This is a genomic window from Ruegeria sp. BI7 (assembly GCF_056537925.1).
On sequence record NZ_JBQFSK010000004.1, the window covers coordinates 219960 to 234587 of the forward strand.

At 59.9% G+C, this 14628-nt stretch carries 13 protein-coding genes; 3 read left to right on the forward strand and 10 right to left on the reverse strand.

The features are described from left to right. Positions 1–97: 97 nt before the first annotated feature. Positions 98–904, reverse strand: coding sequence for a mechanosensitive ion channel family protein (locus tag ACR0JB_RS12525; protein ID WP_170350724.1), 807 nt, complete (start codon positions 902–904; stop codon positions 98–100). A 215-nt stretch (positions 905–1119) separates the two neighbouring features. Between ACR0JB_RS12525 and ACR0JB_RS12530 the strand changes: the two genes are divergently transcribed. Continuing rightward, on the forward strand, positions 1120–1818 hold the full coding sequence (locus tag ACR0JB_RS12530) for a glutathione S-transferase family protein (RefSeq protein WP_480789957.1): 699 nt from the start codon (positions 1120–1122) through the stop codon (positions 1816–1818). Between the two features lie 61 nt (positions 1819–1879). Here ACR0JB_RS12530 and ACR0JB_RS12535 read toward each other — a convergent pair whose 3' ends face one another. The 9 genes from ACR0JB_RS12535 to ACR0JB_RS12575 all read right to left on the reverse strand — a co-directional run bounded on the left by ACR0JB_RS12535 (position 1880) and on the right by ACR0JB_RS12575 (position 11672). Then, positions 1880–2329, reverse strand: coding sequence for a YtoQ family protein (locus ACR0JB_RS12535; RefSeq protein WP_170397082.1), 450 nt, complete (start codon positions 2327–2329; stop codon positions 1880–1882). Positions 2330–2490: 161 nt separating this feature from the next. Beyond that, a complete protein-coding gene (gene pheT / locus ACR0JB_RS12540; RefSeq protein ID WP_480789958.1) occupies positions 2491–4887 on the reverse strand; it encodes a phenylalanine--tRNA ligase subunit beta in 2397 nt (798 codons plus the stop codon). Between the two features lie 88 nt (positions 4888–4975). Further along, the gene (locus ACR0JB_RS12545; RefSeq protein WP_480789959.1) at positions 4976–5383 is read right to left on the reverse strand and encodes a cupin domain-containing protein; all 408 of its coding nucleotides are present in this window, start codon (positions 5381–5383) and stop codon (positions 4976–4978) included. Between the two features lie 69 nt (positions 5384–5452). Beyond that, the gene (locus ACR0JB_RS12550) at positions 5453–6247 is read right to left on the reverse strand and encodes a CE1 family esterase (protein WP_480789960.1); all 795 of its coding nucleotides are present in this window, start codon (positions 6245–6247) and stop codon (positions 5453–5455) included. 778 nt (positions 6248–7025) lie between these two features. Continuing rightward, positions 7026–8099, reverse strand: coding sequence for a phenylalanine--tRNA ligase subunit alpha (gene pheS / locus ACR0JB_RS12555; protein WP_058281830.1), 1074 nt, complete (start codon positions 8097–8099; stop codon positions 7026–7028). A gap of 82 nt (positions 8100–8181) precedes the next feature. Beyond that, on the reverse strand, positions 8182–9552 hold the full coding sequence (locus ACR0JB_RS12560) for a glutamate--cysteine ligase (RefSeq protein ID WP_480789961.1): 1371 nt from the start codon (positions 9550–9552) through the stop codon (positions 8182–8184). A 64-nt stretch (positions 9553–9616) separates the two neighbouring features. Beyond that, complete coding sequence (locus ACR0JB_RS12565; RefSeq protein ID WP_170397070.1) at positions 9617–10144, reverse strand: hypothetical protein; 528 nt, start codon at positions 10142–10144, stop codon at positions 9617–9619. Continuing rightward, the gene (locus ACR0JB_RS12570; protein ID WP_170397068.1) at positions 10141–10716 is read right to left on the reverse strand and encodes a hypothetical protein; all 576 of its coding nucleotides are present in this window, start codon (positions 10714–10716) and stop codon (positions 10141–10143) included. The genes ACR0JB_RS12565 and ACR0JB_RS12570 overlap by 4 nt, the downstream gene beginning before the upstream one ends. Positions 10717–10946: 230 nt before the next feature. Next, entirely contained in the window at positions 10947–11672 is a 726-nt protein-coding gene (locus tag ACR0JB_RS12575; RefSeq protein WP_170506940.1) for a 16S rRNA (uracil(1498)-N(3))-methyltransferase, read from the reverse strand. Positions 11673–11684: 12 nt separating this feature from the next. On the opposite strand from ACR0JB_RS12575, the gene ubiA reads away from it, so the two are divergent. Together ubiA and ACR0JB_RS12585 are read left to right on the forward strand one after the other, a co-directional pair. Next, positions 11685–12647: a 4-hydroxybenzoate octaprenyltransferase gene (gene ubiA, locus ACR0JB_RS12580; protein ID WP_170506942.1), complete on the forward strand. Its 963-nt coding sequence runs from the start codon at positions 11685–11687 to the stop codon at positions 12645–12647. Between the two features lie 64 nt (positions 12648–12711). Further along, on the forward strand, positions 12712–14628 hold the full coding sequence (locus ACR0JB_RS12585; protein WP_170506945.1) for an OmpA family protein: 1917 nt from the start codon (positions 12712–12714) through the stop codon (positions 14626–14628).

The following is a 14628-nucleotide window of genomic DNA, read 5'->3' on the forward strand; positions in this document are numbered from 1 at the left end:
CGACCCGCGCGCGGCACAAAAAACGCCGCGCGATCAGCGCGGCGCCGGGCCCAACCGGAGGAGGGCATTTCAATGCCCGATCACCGGACGGAAGCGTTCACCCCTCTTTGTGAATCTCTACCGAATGCGGATACGGGATCGACACGCCTTTTGCGTCGAACGCCTCTTTCACCGCTTTGGTGATTTCGAACTTCACGTCCCAATAATCCGCCGCTGCGCACCACAGGCGGGCCGTCAGATCGACCGAGCTGTCGCCCAGGTTGGTCACGCGCACCCAAGGTTCGGGATCGCTGTGAATACGCTCGTCCGCCTTGGCGACATCCAGAATGATCTTCATCGCTTCGTCCGCGTTGTCGCCATAGTCGATACCAAACACCAGATCGACACGCCTTGTGTCATGCGCCGAATAGTTGGTGATGATCGACCCCCAGGATTGCCCGTTGGGGACAATGATCTGCACATTGTCCGGCGTCACCAGTTCGGTGGTGAACAGGTTCAGGTCTTTCACCGTCCCGGCCGTGCCGCCAATATCCACATATTGACCTAACTTGTAGGGACGAAACACCACCAGCATGACACCGGCCGCCAGATCGCTGAGCGTCCCTTGTAGCGCCAGACCAATGGCCAGTGACGCGGCACCCAGAATGGCAACGATACTTGTGGCTTCGATCCCGAAGATCCCCAGAACGGCCACCAGAACCATCGCGAGGATGACCCATTTCACCAGGCTGGCTGAGAAGTTGCCCAACGTCGGATCAATCTGCGGAGTCGAGTTGATCCGGCGACGCACTAGGCCGCCCACGGCCCCAGCCACGATCCAGCCAAGGATCAGAACGATCAGCGCCTTGACCGCGTTCATGATCAGCGGCGCAAACGCGCCCACCTGTGTTACGACCTCATCCACGGCCATCTCCTTTCAACAACAAGAAACCCGCGGCTTTCGCGCGGGAATTGCCAAAGTCTGAGGCAAAAACACGCTTTGGTCTAGGTGCCAGTTCCACCGGATTTCCCCGTTGTTCGCCAGCAAACACGCGCTGACCGGTCGCGCACAGCTTCGGGGGCTTACAAGATGGCCCCTCGCGCCCTACGTTCTGGGGGTATCCACTCAGGAGCCCCCCAATGCTGGACACCAAACCACACCCGATCATGAATCGCTGGCCCGCACAGTTCCCGGACCGGATTCAGCTGTATTCCTTCCCCACGCCCAATGGGGTCAAAGCCTCGATCATGCTGGAAGAAACCGGCCTGCCGTATGAGGCACACAAGGTCACCCTGTCGGAGGCGGATGTCAAAAGCCCCGAGTTCCTGTCGCTGAACCCCAACAACAAGATCCCCGCAATCATCGACCCGGACGGCCCGGACGGAAAGCCCATTGGTTTGTTCGAAAGCGGTGCCATCCTGCTGTATCTGGCCGAAAAATCGGGCAAGTTTATTGGTCAGACCCAGGCAGACAAGCACCAGGTCACTCAATGGCTGATGTTTCAGATGGGCGGCATTGGTCCAATGTTCGGCCAGCTTGGCTTTTTCCACAAATTCGCTGGTAGCGAGATCGAAGACCCCCGCCCCCGCGAGCGATATGTGAACGAGGCCAAACGGCTGCTGAACGTGTTGAACCAGCAGCTTGAAGGGCAGGACTGGGTCGCCGGAGATTATTCGATTGCCGACATAGCCATCGCGCCCTGGCTGCGCGGACTAGATTTCTATGGTGCCAGAGAACTGGTCGGATGGGACGACCACACAAATGTAACAGCTTATTTGGACCGTTTTCTGGAACGCCCTGCCGTTCAGAAAGGTCTTGTGACACCGCCACGGGACTGACCGCCCGCACCCTCGGGCCTGCAGCCACACTATGCTGCAAGCCCAATTTCAATGGGTCAATTCAGCCTGGCAGCGTGCCGGTCAGCACATAGCGCAGGACCTCAACCACTTGCGAGGGTTGTTCGGCCACGGCTAGGGCTGCGGCGTCCACCTCTTTCAGCGCATGCTGATGATCGGGGCCGTGTAGGACGATCAGCGACTTGCCCAGCGCTGCCGCATAACCTGCATCAAAGGCAGCGTTCCACTGTTTGTATTTCTCGCCAAACCGGACGACCACCACATCTGCATCCGCGATCCCTTTGCGCGTCCGGATCGCGTTGACCATCGCGCCCTTGTGGTCGTGCCAGTATTTGTTCGGCTCTTCGCCCAAAATAGCCACACCGCAATCGTCGCTGGCGTCGTGATCGGTGACGGGGCTGTTGAAGGTGATGTCCAATCCCTGTGCGCCGTCGATAATTTGCTCACGCCAATCGGTGTGAATTTCCCCTGATAGGTATACGTTCAAGCCCATGTCGACCTCCGGTATTGATTTGGAACCTACTTAAGGCGCATTTGCGGGAAGCCCAATCAAGAAAATCCAGAAACACTTATCCCAAACACGCCCTAATTCCCGTAGGTGAAACGAAAAACGCGCCCGGAAGCGCGTTTTTTTGAAGTCTTATGGCAGGGCCCCTATCCGCGCAACACACCGCCCGTCGCCTTGGAGACCTTGGCGATGATCTTCTCGGCCACCGCTTCGATGTCTTTTTCCTTCAGCGTCGCGTCGGTTGGCTGCAGGCGCACGGTGATTGCCAGCGATTTTTTACCTTCGCCCAGACTGCCACCGATGAATTCATCAAAGACACGCACATCCTCGATCAGCGCCTTGTCAGCACCGGCCGCGGCGTTGACCAGCGTCAGCGCCTCGACCCCCTCGTCAACTACAAAGGCAAAGTCACGTTCAACCGCTTGCAGGTCACGCAGTTCCAGCGCAGCACGGGTGGCGCCGGATTTACGGGGCAGAGGCACCTCGTCCGGCCAGATCGTAAAGGCCATCGCCGGGCCTTTGATATCCAGCGCTTGCAACACACGAGGGTGCAACTCGCCAAAGACGCCCAGCACCTTTTTCGGGCCCAGACAGATTTTGCCGTGACGCCCCGGATGCCACCAGGCATCGCCGTCACGCAGGATCTGCACCTTGGCGGGTGCGCCAATGGCGGCCAGCACCGCCTCGGCATCCGCTTTGGCATCGAACACGTCGACCGGGCGCGATGCCCCATGCACGTCCTTGGAACCATTACGACCAACCAGCAGACCGGTGATCTGCGTTTTTTGATCTCCCGGTTCACCATCATGGAACACTGGACCGACCTCGAACAACGCCACATCCGCGTAGCCACGCGCCTGATTGCGGGCGGCGGCCTGCAGCAGACCGGGCAGCAGATCGGGGCGCATGTGGCTCATCTCGGTCGAGATCGGGTTTTCCAACTGCGTCGCTTCGTCCCCGCCACCAAACAAGGCCGCCGAGGCCTGATCGATGAAAGTGTAGGAAACACACTCATTGTACCCCAGCGCTGCGCAGGTGCGGCGCGCCATCGATTGACGGCGTTGTGTCGGGGTCATCACCGGTTTCGGGATGCCATCGGTGATACGCGGCAGCGGTTTGCCCTGCAGCTTGGTCAGGGATGCAATCCGCGCGACCTCTTCCACCAGATCGGCCTCACCCATGATATCTGGGCGCCAGCTGGGAACATGCGCCATCTCGCCCTCAAGGCGGAAACCCAGACGAGTCAGGGTCTGGCGTTGTTCGCTTTCGGGGATTTCCATTCCGACCAGAGACTGCACCCGCTCGGCATCCAGTTTAAAGGCGCGCGAATGATCCGGCGCTTTGCCCGCTTCCACGACCTTGGACACTTCGCCACCGCAGATATCCAAAATCATCTGCGTTGCCTGCTCCAACCCTTCCAGCGTGTATTCCGGGTCTACCCCACGTTCGAACCGATAGCGCGCATCCGAATTGATTTTCAAAGCCCGCCCCGTCAGGGCGATCTGCACGTGATCCCAGAACGCGCTTTCTAGGAAGACATTCACTGTTTCTTCGGTACAGCCGGTTTCCTCACCGCCCATGATACCGGCAATGGATTCCGGGCCTTTGTCGTCGGAAATCACCATCATGCCAGGCTGCAGAGTGTATTCTTTCTCGTCCAGCGCAACCAGCTTCTCACCACCCTTGGCGCGATGTACCCGCAGATTGCCATGCACCTTGTCCGCATCGAAGACGTGCAGCGGGCGATTGTGGTCAAAGGTCATATAGTTGGTGATGTCTACCAATGCCGAAATCGGACGCAGACCGATGGCCTTCAACTGATCCTGCAGCCATTGCGGGCTGGGTCCGTTCTTAACGCCCTTGATCAGACGTCCGGTGAAATGGGGCGCGCCGTCCAGCGTATCCTCATCAATCGTCACTTTGACTGGGCTTTCGAAATCACCCGGCACCGGAGTGTAGTCACGCTGTTTCAACTTACCAATGCCACGCGCGGCCAGATCGCGGGCAATCCCTTCGACGCCCAGCGCATCGGGGCGGTTCGGGGTGATCGCGATCTCGATCATCGGGTCGACCTTGGATGGCTCATTTTCGGCCAGCCAGTCGATGAATTTGTCACCTACCTTGCCCGAAGGCAGCTCGATGATGCCGTCATGCTCATCCGACAGCTCCAACTCGCGCTCGGATGCCATCATGCCATAGCTTTCGACGCCGCGGATCTTGCCGACACTGATGGTCAGGTCCAGACCGGGGATATACATGCCCGGTTTGCAAACCACGACGGTGATCCCTTCACGCGCGTTGGGGGCACCGCAGATGATCTGCAATTCACCCTCATCGGTGTCCACCTTACAGACGCGCAGCTTGTCAGCGTCGGGGTGTTTCTCGGCGTGTTTCACATACCCAAGGGTAAAGTCCTTCAGCCGGTCCGCCGGGTTCACGATCTCTTCGACCTCAAGGCCCAGATCAGTCAGCGCCTCAGCAATCTCATCCACCGAAGCGTTGGTGTCGAGGTGGTCTTTCAACCAGGAAAGAGTGAATTTCATCGGTCGGTTTCCGCCAGTAAATCTCGGGTCAGACCGCGTTTACCGGATAATGCGCAGAGGGGAAAGAGGGCGCGTAGAACCGCCGCGCCTACTCCGCGGTCACTGTGTTGGCAACGCTGTCCGATCCAGCAAACACCGCCAAAATCCGCGCGATCCCGTCGCCGGTATTCTCACCCGCATGGGGCGACCGGAACGCCTCAACCAGCGCATCACCTTCCTTATAGGTCCGGTTGCCCGCATCGCCGTAATCGACGGTGATCTCACCTTCGAGGATATAGGCCGCCAGCGGAGCGTCATGACGGTGCAGGCCGGTTTTCTGACCGGGCTGCATGGTGACGATGGCCATGGTGATCTGCGGGGTGCCGTCGGGATATTCCAGCGCCTCGCCGATGACCGAAGTTTCGGTCTGCAGCAGCACGTCAACCGGCGGATAGATGTCACGCGCAAAGGCGGTTGCGGCGGCAAGGATCAGGGCGAAGGGCAAAAGCAGTTTCATGCGGCAAGGAATCCCGTGTCAGATCGTTTCGCCTAACTGGAAGGGGGACGCACGGCGATGTCAAACGGTTCAGGGATAGCTTGGGGTGCGGCCCAACAATTCATCCAACTGCCGTCCGATCCAGCCGTGGGGGATGAAATGCCCGCCCGGATGCGTGTCCAACACCACCTGCCCCTGCGCGCAATCGGTCCACTCCATGCGGCTGAGCGTCAGGATCGGCACCACGCTCCAATCTCCACGCGGGGTCGCGTCGTGGCAGCCGTATTTCTGCCGCCACAGCGCCACCGGATAGGTGGTGTCGCCATCCGAGCCATAGGGGAAATCCATCACCGTATCGCTAAGGCCATGCACATGGCGCACCTCACGCGGGGCCTGCGGGCACTCCTCAGTCTGGCGGATGCTGCCCGCAACGGCCAGCAGCGCCGCCGTGTCATTCCCCGACTGGCAGACATAGCGCCACGCCATCGCGCCGCCAAAGGAATAGCCCGAGACATAGATGCGCTCCGGGTCAATCGGATACCGTCTGGCGACATCCTCTAACACCCGGTCAGCAAAAGGCACATCGCCGGTGTCCGACGTCCAAAAATCCCAGCTTTTGCCCAACCCGTTCGGGGCCACCAGCAACACACCGCGCAGCTTCGTAGCCCCTGCAATACGTTCATGGTTCACCACCACATTCCCCTGCCGCGCCCAGCCATGGAAATGCAGCAAAACGGGCAGAGGCGTTTCGCCATCCCACCCGTCCGGCTCCAGTACATGATACGAGCGGTCACCAACCTGACAGGCGGTATCGCCGTGGCAGGTATCGATAGCGATGGCTTGAGTGGCGATCAGCAGGAAGAGGCAGAGCAGTCGGCAAATCATCTGACGAACCCTAGCGAGCCTGCGCCCGCTGTCACGTCACAACCCCGTGGGCGCATGTAACAAGCCGCGCTATCGCCAGACCGCGGGATGGCGATCCACGGGGTGTGGTCGGCAATTTATGCTGACCAAGTCCGTGTAGCGTTCAAACGGAGTGCCTGCGGAGACAAATCGCCAGCCCGTGCGGGCGGTCTGGCGATGGCGCGGTGGCCTATCGGCCTTGTTCCGCGCTAAATTTTGGAAAATCGACAGCTCAAATTTCGATTTGTTCCGTAATGTACGATCCGCATGTCGGGCGCCGCTTAACTTGTCGAAAGGTCGCTAAGAATGCAGTCCCAATCTTGGTCCGAAATCGACAGCGGCGAGAACACCGTTGCACCAGTAAAGTTCATAGCAGCCGAAACAGAGTTGTAGCCATCGAAACTCATTCTATGAGCTAGGAACGACCACCTGTTTCGTGCGGTATCCTTATGCAGAGTCTTTGAAAGGTCTCCAAGAGGCTGAATACCGAATGGGATCGACCATGCCTCAGGCCAAACTTCTTGCTCTACCGAATACAATGCAGGTTCGGACGTGACGACAAAAGGCGTAGTGAAAGATTGCAAAGGATTGCAATACAGCAATCCTCGCGAGCCTAGCTCAAGATACTTTTTTGCCTTTGTCCTGCGCGCTTTCATTGACTGGTCAGATACCGTGGCCACGGCCCACTTCTTTGCCTCAATGCCCCTCCGGATGTTCTCCGCATTCCGGCACGCGAAAGTGAAAAGGTGGACCATCTTACTCAACGCGACAAACCACCATGCAGGTTCGGCATATCCAGCGCCGCAAACCCGTAGTGGCGCAGCCAGCGCAGGTCGGAATCAAAGAACGCCCGCAAATCCGGGATTCCGTATTTTAGCATCGCCAGACGGTCGATCCCGATCCCGAAGGCAAAGCCCTGATAGACCTCGGGGTCGATACCACCGGCGGCGATCACCTTGGGGTGGACCATGCCCGAACCAAGAATCTCCATCCAGTCGTCGCCCTCGCCGATCTTCAGCTGACCGTTATCCCAGGAACAGCGGATATCGACCTCGGCCGACGGCTCGGTGAATGGGAAGTGCGAGGCGCGGAAGCGCAGTTCGACATCGTCGACCTCAAAGAACGCCTTCACGAACTCTTCCAGAACCCATTTCAGGTTCGCCATCGAAATGTCCTTGTCGATGGCCAGCCCTTCGACCTGATGGAACATCGGCGTGTGGGTCTGATCATAGTCGGCGCGATAGACGCCGCCCGGACAGATGACGCGGATCGGCGCGCCCTGTTTCTCCATCGAACGGATCTGCACCGGAGATGTATGGGTGCGCAGCACGTGCGGCGGGCGGTTATCGCCCTCGGCGCGGTGCATATAGAACGTGTCCATCTCGGCCCGCGCGGGGTGGTGGCCGGGGATGTTCAGGGCGTCAAAGTTGTACCAGTCGTCTTCGATCCGCGGCCCTTCGGCCACCGAGAAGCCCAGTTCGGCAAAGATCGCGGTCAGTTCCTCGGTCGCCTGACTGATCGGGTGGATCGAACCCTGACGGCGCGCGCGGGTCGGCAGGGTGACGTCCAGCCATTCGGTGCGCAGACGCTCATCCAGTGCGGCATCAGCCAAAGCGGATTTCTTGGCGGACAGGGCCGAGTTGATCTCGTCCTTCAGAGCGTTCAGCGCGGGGCCTGCGACCTGCCGCTCCTCGGGCGTCATCTTGCCCAGCTCGCGCATCTTCAGCGCGACCTCGCCCTTTTTGCCCACGGCGGCGACGCGGATCGCCTCAAGCGCATTTTCGTCGCCTGCCTCAGCAATCTGCCCCAGATATTTTGACTTAAGATCGTCCATGACGCTTTCCGAACTGGCCCCTGAATTTGGTCCAGAACCTGCTATCGGCCAATCCCGGTGAATGCAAGCCGCACGGCGCGGATCAATAGCTGTATTCCGGGAACACCCGCGTCAGATCGCCATTCCAGTCGCCATTGTAGTGATCCAGCAACTCATCCGCCGGAACCTTGCCGGTTTCGATGCTGTCCTTCAGCGCGTTGAGGAAATGCGTCTCATCCGGGACCAGGCCACCTGCACCGGGGAAGGCACGGGATTTCAGACCGGCCTCGGAAATCGAGACCACCTCGCGCGCCAGATCGTGCATGTTGATGTTGCCGACTTGTGCCTGCAGCCCGTCTTTTGCGGCCTCGACACGCAGTGCCTCGCGAGTGTCCGCGTCCCAGCCTTTGACCAGATCCCAGGCTGCATCAAGCGCGCCCTGATCATAGGTCAGGCCAACCCAGAACGCAGGCAGCGCACACAGGCGTCGCCAGGGGCCCCCATCAGCGCCGCGCATCTCCATGAACTTCTTGATCCGCGCCTCGGGGAAGGCCGTGGTTAAGTGATCGGCCCAATCCGACAGGGTCGGCGTTTCACCCGGCAGCGCGGGCAGTTTGCCCTGCAGGAAGTCGCGGAAGGACTGTCCCAACGCGTCGATATACTGACCGTCGCGATAGACGAAATACATCGGCACATCCAATGCGTATTGGACCCAGCGTTCGAACCCGAACCCGTCCTCGAACACAAAGGGCAGCATCCCGGTACGCGCATCGTCGAGATGCTGCCAGATATAGCTGCGCCAGCTTTTTTGGCCGTTGGGTTTGCCATCGAAGAACGGAGAGTTGGCGAACAGCGCCGTTGCCACCGGCTGCAAGGCCAACGCAACGCGCAGTTTCTGCACCATGTCGGCCTCGGACCCAAAGTCGATATTGACCTGAACCGTGCAGGTCCGGCGCATCATCGACCGACCCATGGTGCCGACTTTCTCCATGTAGTCGTTCATCAGCTTGTAGCGGCCCTTGGGCATCAGGGGCATATCGTCGTGCGACCACGTTGGCGCGGCACCAAGACCGATGAAGCCGACGCCGATCTTGTCAGCAATATCCTTCACGTCGCGCAGATGCGCGTTCACTTCGTCACAGGTCTCATGGATGGTTTCCAAAGGCGCACCCGACAGTTCCAACTGTCCACCAGGTTCCAGCGAGACATTGGCGCCGTCTTTTTGCAGGCCGATCAGCTTGCCGTTTTCTTCCAGCGGCTCCCAATCGTGCAGGTCGCGTAGACCTTTCAGAACGGCCAGAATCGAGCGCTCGCCCTCATAGGGCAGCGGCTTCAGCGTGTCTTTGCAATAGCCGAACTTTTCATGCTCGGTCCCGATGCGCCAATCCTGTTTGGGCTTGCAGCCCGATTCCAGATATTCGGCCAGTTGCTCATGGCGTTCGATCGGTCCGCCGCCGGACTGGGGGATGGACATGAACCGTTCTCCGATCCTGATGTGTCTGTCGTTCGGTCTTTCGTGGTCGGAAACCGCGCCAGTGTCAATGCAGCCTGAGATGCGCCGGACGCGAGGGTGTACGTTCCCAGATCACCACCTGATGTGCCGTGCCACTGTTCAGTTCCGCCAGCATTTGTTCGGTTTTCAGCCCCGGCAGCGCCGAGAAGACATCGAACAGCGCCTCGGCCCCTTCGGCATTCACAGGAATGTGAAGCACCGGCTGACCCGGTTGTTCCAGCACCCAATGCGCAGGCGACGACGTCGGGTCCAGCGCCAGACGCTCAATTTCACGCGCAGCGACTATGCCGCCGTCCAACGGGCCCAGATAAGTGATCTGGCCTTCGTCAATGGTTACTACGCCCGGTCCACCGGCCCCGGTGCGGAAGCGGGCACGCTGAATGCCGATGACCGCAAGCGCGACTGAGACCAGAACCAGCACCCAGCCGAGCCATCCCAGCAACCCACCGGGGCCGCTGATCCAGCTGAGCCCCACCAGCAGGACAGCCCCCGCCACCAGCACTTCGCGCCAGCGCCATAGGGTCAGTTTGGCTTCGGGTCGGATGAAACTCAACGGTCTGCTCCTGTGTTTACGCCTTCGTATGGCGCTGATAGTGCTTCGAATTCCATACTCGTGAAATCGTAAAGCAATCGCCGATCTTCAAGGGTTCCGTTTCCGGAAATATGTGCCTGCCACAATGCCCCTGCCTCTGCCCATTGCACGCTGGATCCATGTCGATCCGCCCATTCCCATCCATATAGCGCCGTTTGCGACTGATCCGCTGTGGATTCCAAAGCAAACCGCGACGAAATAAGCGAGCGGTTCCCTGCTCCCAAAACAAAGGACTGATTCAGTTTCCAATTGGCGACCAGATCAAGCTGTAATTCGGCGTCATATCCGCTGCCACGCAGATGATTCCACCCGCGCTGTTCAAGCCGACGCCAAACAAGATTGCCCATGTAAAAGCCGTCTGTTGCGTGAGGAAAGGCATCCGTAGCCGCCGGGGAAAGGCCATCTGGCAAAACTTTGGGCGGCGCTGATCCATTCAGCCACAACTGCCCGTCATCCGTGAAAGCACCGCCACCATGCCAACTGTCTGATTGCGGCCAAAAGGCCAGGGCTTTGATCCAAGGTACCCGCGACACTGCTGTCCAGCAGCGCCCATTTCGGCAAGCAAAGTAAACCAGATGGCGGCCATCTGGTGATATATCGCACCTGAACTCATGGACACGGGCCTTCAGCCATTGACCAAGTTGAATCTGGTTGCTGCGTCGGTTCCACAAAAGGACGGCGACTTGATCGGATGGTCCACGTCGAAGCACAACCGCCCGGTTAGAACGCGTCGCCGTCAACACATGAAGACGTGGCGGGGGCCTCACGACCAATCGCCCAGCGCCTGTTGCCACATGGTCAGTGCAGCAACCGCCGCAGTATCGGCGCGCAGGATGCGTGGGCCCAGACTGACCACATGGGTAAAGGGCAAGCCCGTTAGCCGGGCGCGTTCTCGGTCTGAAAAACCACCCTCGGGGCCGATCAGTATGGCCCAAGGCTGTCCTTTTTTGTTTGCTGCCAATCGCAGCGCCGAGCCGACCTCGGCCTCGTTACAAAACATCAGCAGACGGCCATCGGGCCATGCATCCAGAACACGGTCAAGCCGTTGTAGATCAGCGACCTCGGGCACGAAGGTGCCTCCACATTGCTCGGCGGCCTCAACCGCGTGGGCTTGCAGGCGGTCCTGTCGGATACGTTCGGAATTGGTGAACTCGGTCTGCACGGGCAGGATCCGAGCCGCACCCATTTCCGCCGCCTTTTCAACGATGAAATCAGTGCGCGCCTTTTTGATCGGCGCGAACAGGAACCACAGATCGGGCGGCATTTGCAGCGGCTTGGTCTGTTCCACACAGGTCAGAACGCCACCGCGCTTTCCCGCTTCGGCAACATCGGCCAACCACTCTCCGTCCCGGCCATTGAACAGGGCCACGTGGCCGCCCACAGCCAGGCGCATGACACCGAACAGGTAATGGGCCTGCTCGCGCGTCAAATCAACGGATTGCCCCTGACCCAGAGGGTGCTCTACATACAGTCTGATCTTTGCACTCATGAGGCCTTACATATGCAAGGCAACGCCCCAACACCAGACGGTCAGGTCGCCGATGCCGTATCCGGCAACTGGGTCGACACCCACGCGCCTGAATTCACCCGCCCCTATCTGCGCCTCAGCCGCGCGGACCGGCCCATCGGTACGTGGTTGCTGCTGATTCCGTGCTGGTGGGGTCTGGCGCTGGCGATCCTTAGCGACGGCAATCCCAGGTGGGAGGATCTGTGGATCGCCATCGGCTGCGCCCTTGGCGCATTCCTGATGCGCGGAGCAGGCTGTACGTGGAACGACATCACCGACCGCGAGTTCGACAGGCAGGTGGAGCGCACACGCTCGCGCCCGATTCCATCCGGTCAGGTCAGTGTGCGGCAGGCGGTGATCTGGATGGGCCTACAATGCCTGCTGGCGCTGGGGATTCTGCTGACCTTCAACCAGGCCGCCATCGCCATGGGCGTGCTGTCGCTACTGCCGGTGACGATCTATCCCTTTGCCAAACGGTTCACATGGTGGCCGCAGGTGTTTCTGGGGCTTGCCTTCAACTGGGGCATCCTGTTGGCCTGGGCCGCGCATACGGGCACGGTCAGTGCGCCTGCAATCATATTGTACTTGGCAGGTATCGCATGGACGCTGTTCTATGACACGATCTATGCCCATCAGGACGCAGAAGATGATGAGCTGATTGGCATCAAATCCACCGCCCGGCTATTTGGCACCGATACAGGGCGCTGGCTGAAGTACTTTCTGGTGGCGACGGTTTTCCTGATGGGTCTAGCCATTATCGACGGGGCGCTGGCACAAGCCTCAATCATGTCTTTGGCCGTGGCCTTGGCCGGGCCATGGGCGATGGGCTGGCACATGGCTTGGCAATTGCGCGGGTTGGATCTTGAGGATAACGCGAAGCTGCTGCAATTGTTCCGCGCCAATCGGGACACCGGCCTTATTCCGCTGATCTTCCTCTGCGTCGCACTGTTGCTCTGATTGCACCTTGGCGCAGGGCTAGGTAAGAGTTCGCACATTCGCCTGAGGAGTCGTTAACCCGCACATGCGTTTGCCCTATATCTTTGCCGTAGCCTTTATCTTCCTCGTGTCGGCTGGCCTTTGCCTGTTGGCGGCCAGCTTTGCGGTGACCAAGGTCGAAGAGTCCTCTGAATTTGCCGTGCGCCGTGCGCTGGACCTGAAGGGGCACGATTGGGCCGAGGTGTATTCCGACGGATTGCGCGTTGTGCTAACGGGCACTGCCACGGATGAGGCCACCCGCTTTAACGCCCTGACCGCAGCCGGGACCGAGGTCGATACCTCGCGTGTGATCGACGAGATGAATGTGGCGCCGACCTCGCAACTGGCCGCCCCCCGGTTTTCCGCTGAGATTTTGCGCAACGACAGCGGGATTTCTGTGATCGGCCTGATCCCAGCCAGTCAGGACCGCGAGGCACTGGTGGAGCGGCTGCGTGATCTGAGCGATGGCAGCCAAGTGTCAGACCTGATGGAAACCGCCGATTACCCCAAGCCAAAAGGCTGGGACGCCGCGATCACCTATGCCGTCGAGTCGCTGACCAGCCTACCCCGCGCCAAGATCTCAGCCAGCCCGGGTCTGGTCAAGATCACCGCAATTGCCGACAGCCAGCAGGAAAAGGAACGGCTGGAACAAAGCCTTACCCGTGCCGCGCCGCCCAGCCTGCGGATCGGCCTGGCGATCTCGGCCCCGCGCCCGGTGATCACGCCTTTTACGTTGCGGTTTTTGATCGACGAAAATGGCGGCCAGTTCGACGCCTGTTCGGCGCAAGACGAAAAAGCCCGCGATGCCATCATTGCCGCAGCGAAAGAGGCCGGTCTGAGCGCCACCTACTCCTGCACCATCGGATTGGGCGTACCCTCGCCACGTTGGTCTGACGCCGCCACGCTGAGCATTCAGGCGCTGGCGGATCTGGGTGGCGGATCGGTTACGATGTCGGATGCGGATATCACGCTGGCAGCGGCGCAGGGCATCGATGCCGGGACCTTTGATCGTGTGGTGGGCGAGCTTGAAAATGCGCTGCCTCCGGTCTTTGCCCTGCACGCGATCCTACCGCCCCCGGAAACCGATGCCGTGTCCGGCCCTCCCGAATTCACTGCCACACGCAGCCCCGAGGGGTTGGTGCAGATACGCGGACGGCTAGGCGACGACACCCAGCGCGACATGGTCGACAGCTATGCCCGCGCTGCCTTTGGGTCGGAACAGGTCCACACCGCAACCCGCATTGCGCCCGAAGGGCTGCCGACGGGCTGGCCCGTGCGCATTCTGACCGGGCTTGAGGCGCTGGCCCAACTGCATAACGGTGCTTTGACGGTGACGCCGGATGATCTTGAGTTGTCCGGTGTCAGCCATGACCCCGACACAAAGGCGCAGATCGCGGGTCTGTTGTCCGAGAAGCTGGGCGATGCACAGGAATTCACCCTGTCGATCACCCATCAGGAACCCCCCGAACCCGCCGACAAACTGCCTGATCCCGAAGTTTGCGAGGAACGCATCGCCGAGGTTCAGGCGGGCACCAAGATCGCCTTTGAACCCGGCTCGGCCACTGTTGCCACCGACTCGCGCGATACGGTGAACCAGATTGCTGACATCTTGCGCGAATGCGGCCCCATCAGGCTTGAGATTCAGGGCCACACCGACAGTCAGGGCCGGGAAGAGATGAACCAACAGCTTAGCCAATCGAGGGCGCAATCGATCCTGAACGAACTGCGCGCGCGCCGGGTGCCCACCGCCAGTTTCACTGCCATGGGATACGGGGAATCACAGCCCATTGCCGATAACGACACCGAAGAAGGCCGCGAAGAAAACCGCCGGATCGAGTTCCGCCTGATCCGGCCCGAACCGATTGAGAACCCGGAAACCGGGCTGGACGCGATCGAGGCGGAAATGATCGAGGGCGAACAGACGGACAATACCGCCTCAGACGCGGATGCAGGGGACCAGTAA

Bases quoted from the DNA above. Each gene is read 5' to 3' on its own strand.
- ACR0JB_RS12530 (WP_480789957.1), top strand. From the start codon at position 1,120: ATGCTGGACACCAAACCACACCCGATCATGAATCGCTGGCCCGCACAG.
- ACR0JB_RS12535 (WP_170397082.1), bottom strand. From the start codon at position 2,329: ATGGGCTTGAACGTATACCTATCAGGGGAAATTCACACCGATTGGCGT.
- pheT (WP_480789958.1), bottom strand. From the start codon at position 4,887: ATGAAATTCACTCTTTCCTGGTTGAAAGACCACCTCGACACCAACGCT.
- ACR0JB_RS12545 (WP_480789959.1), bottom strand. From the start codon at position 5,383: ATGAAACTGCTTTTGCCCTTCGCCCTGATCCTTGCCGCCGCAACCGCC.
- ACR0JB_RS12550 (WP_480789960.1), bottom strand. From the start codon at position 6,247: ATGATTTGCCGACTGCTCTGCCTCTTCCTGCTGATCGCCACTCAAGCC.
- pheS (WP_058281830.1), bottom strand. From the start codon at position 8,099: ATGGACGATCTTAAGTCAAAATATCTGGGGCAGATTGCTGAGGCAGGC.
- ACR0JB_RS12560 (WP_480789961.1), bottom strand. From the start codon at position 9,552: ATGTCCATCCCCCAGTCCGGCGGCGGACCGATCGAACGCCATGAGCAA.
- ACR0JB_RS12575 (WP_170506940.1), bottom strand. From the start codon at position 11,672: ATGAGTGCAAAGATCAGACTGTATGTAGAGCACCCTCTGGGTCAGGGG.
- ubiA (WP_170506942.1), top strand. From the start codon at position 11,685: ATGCAAGGCAACGCCCCAACACCAGACGGTCAGGTCGCCGATGCCGTA.
- ACR0JB_RS12585 (WP_170506945.1), top strand. From the start codon at position 12,712: ATGCGTTTGCCCTATATCTTTGCCGTAGCCTTTATCTTCCTCGTGTCG.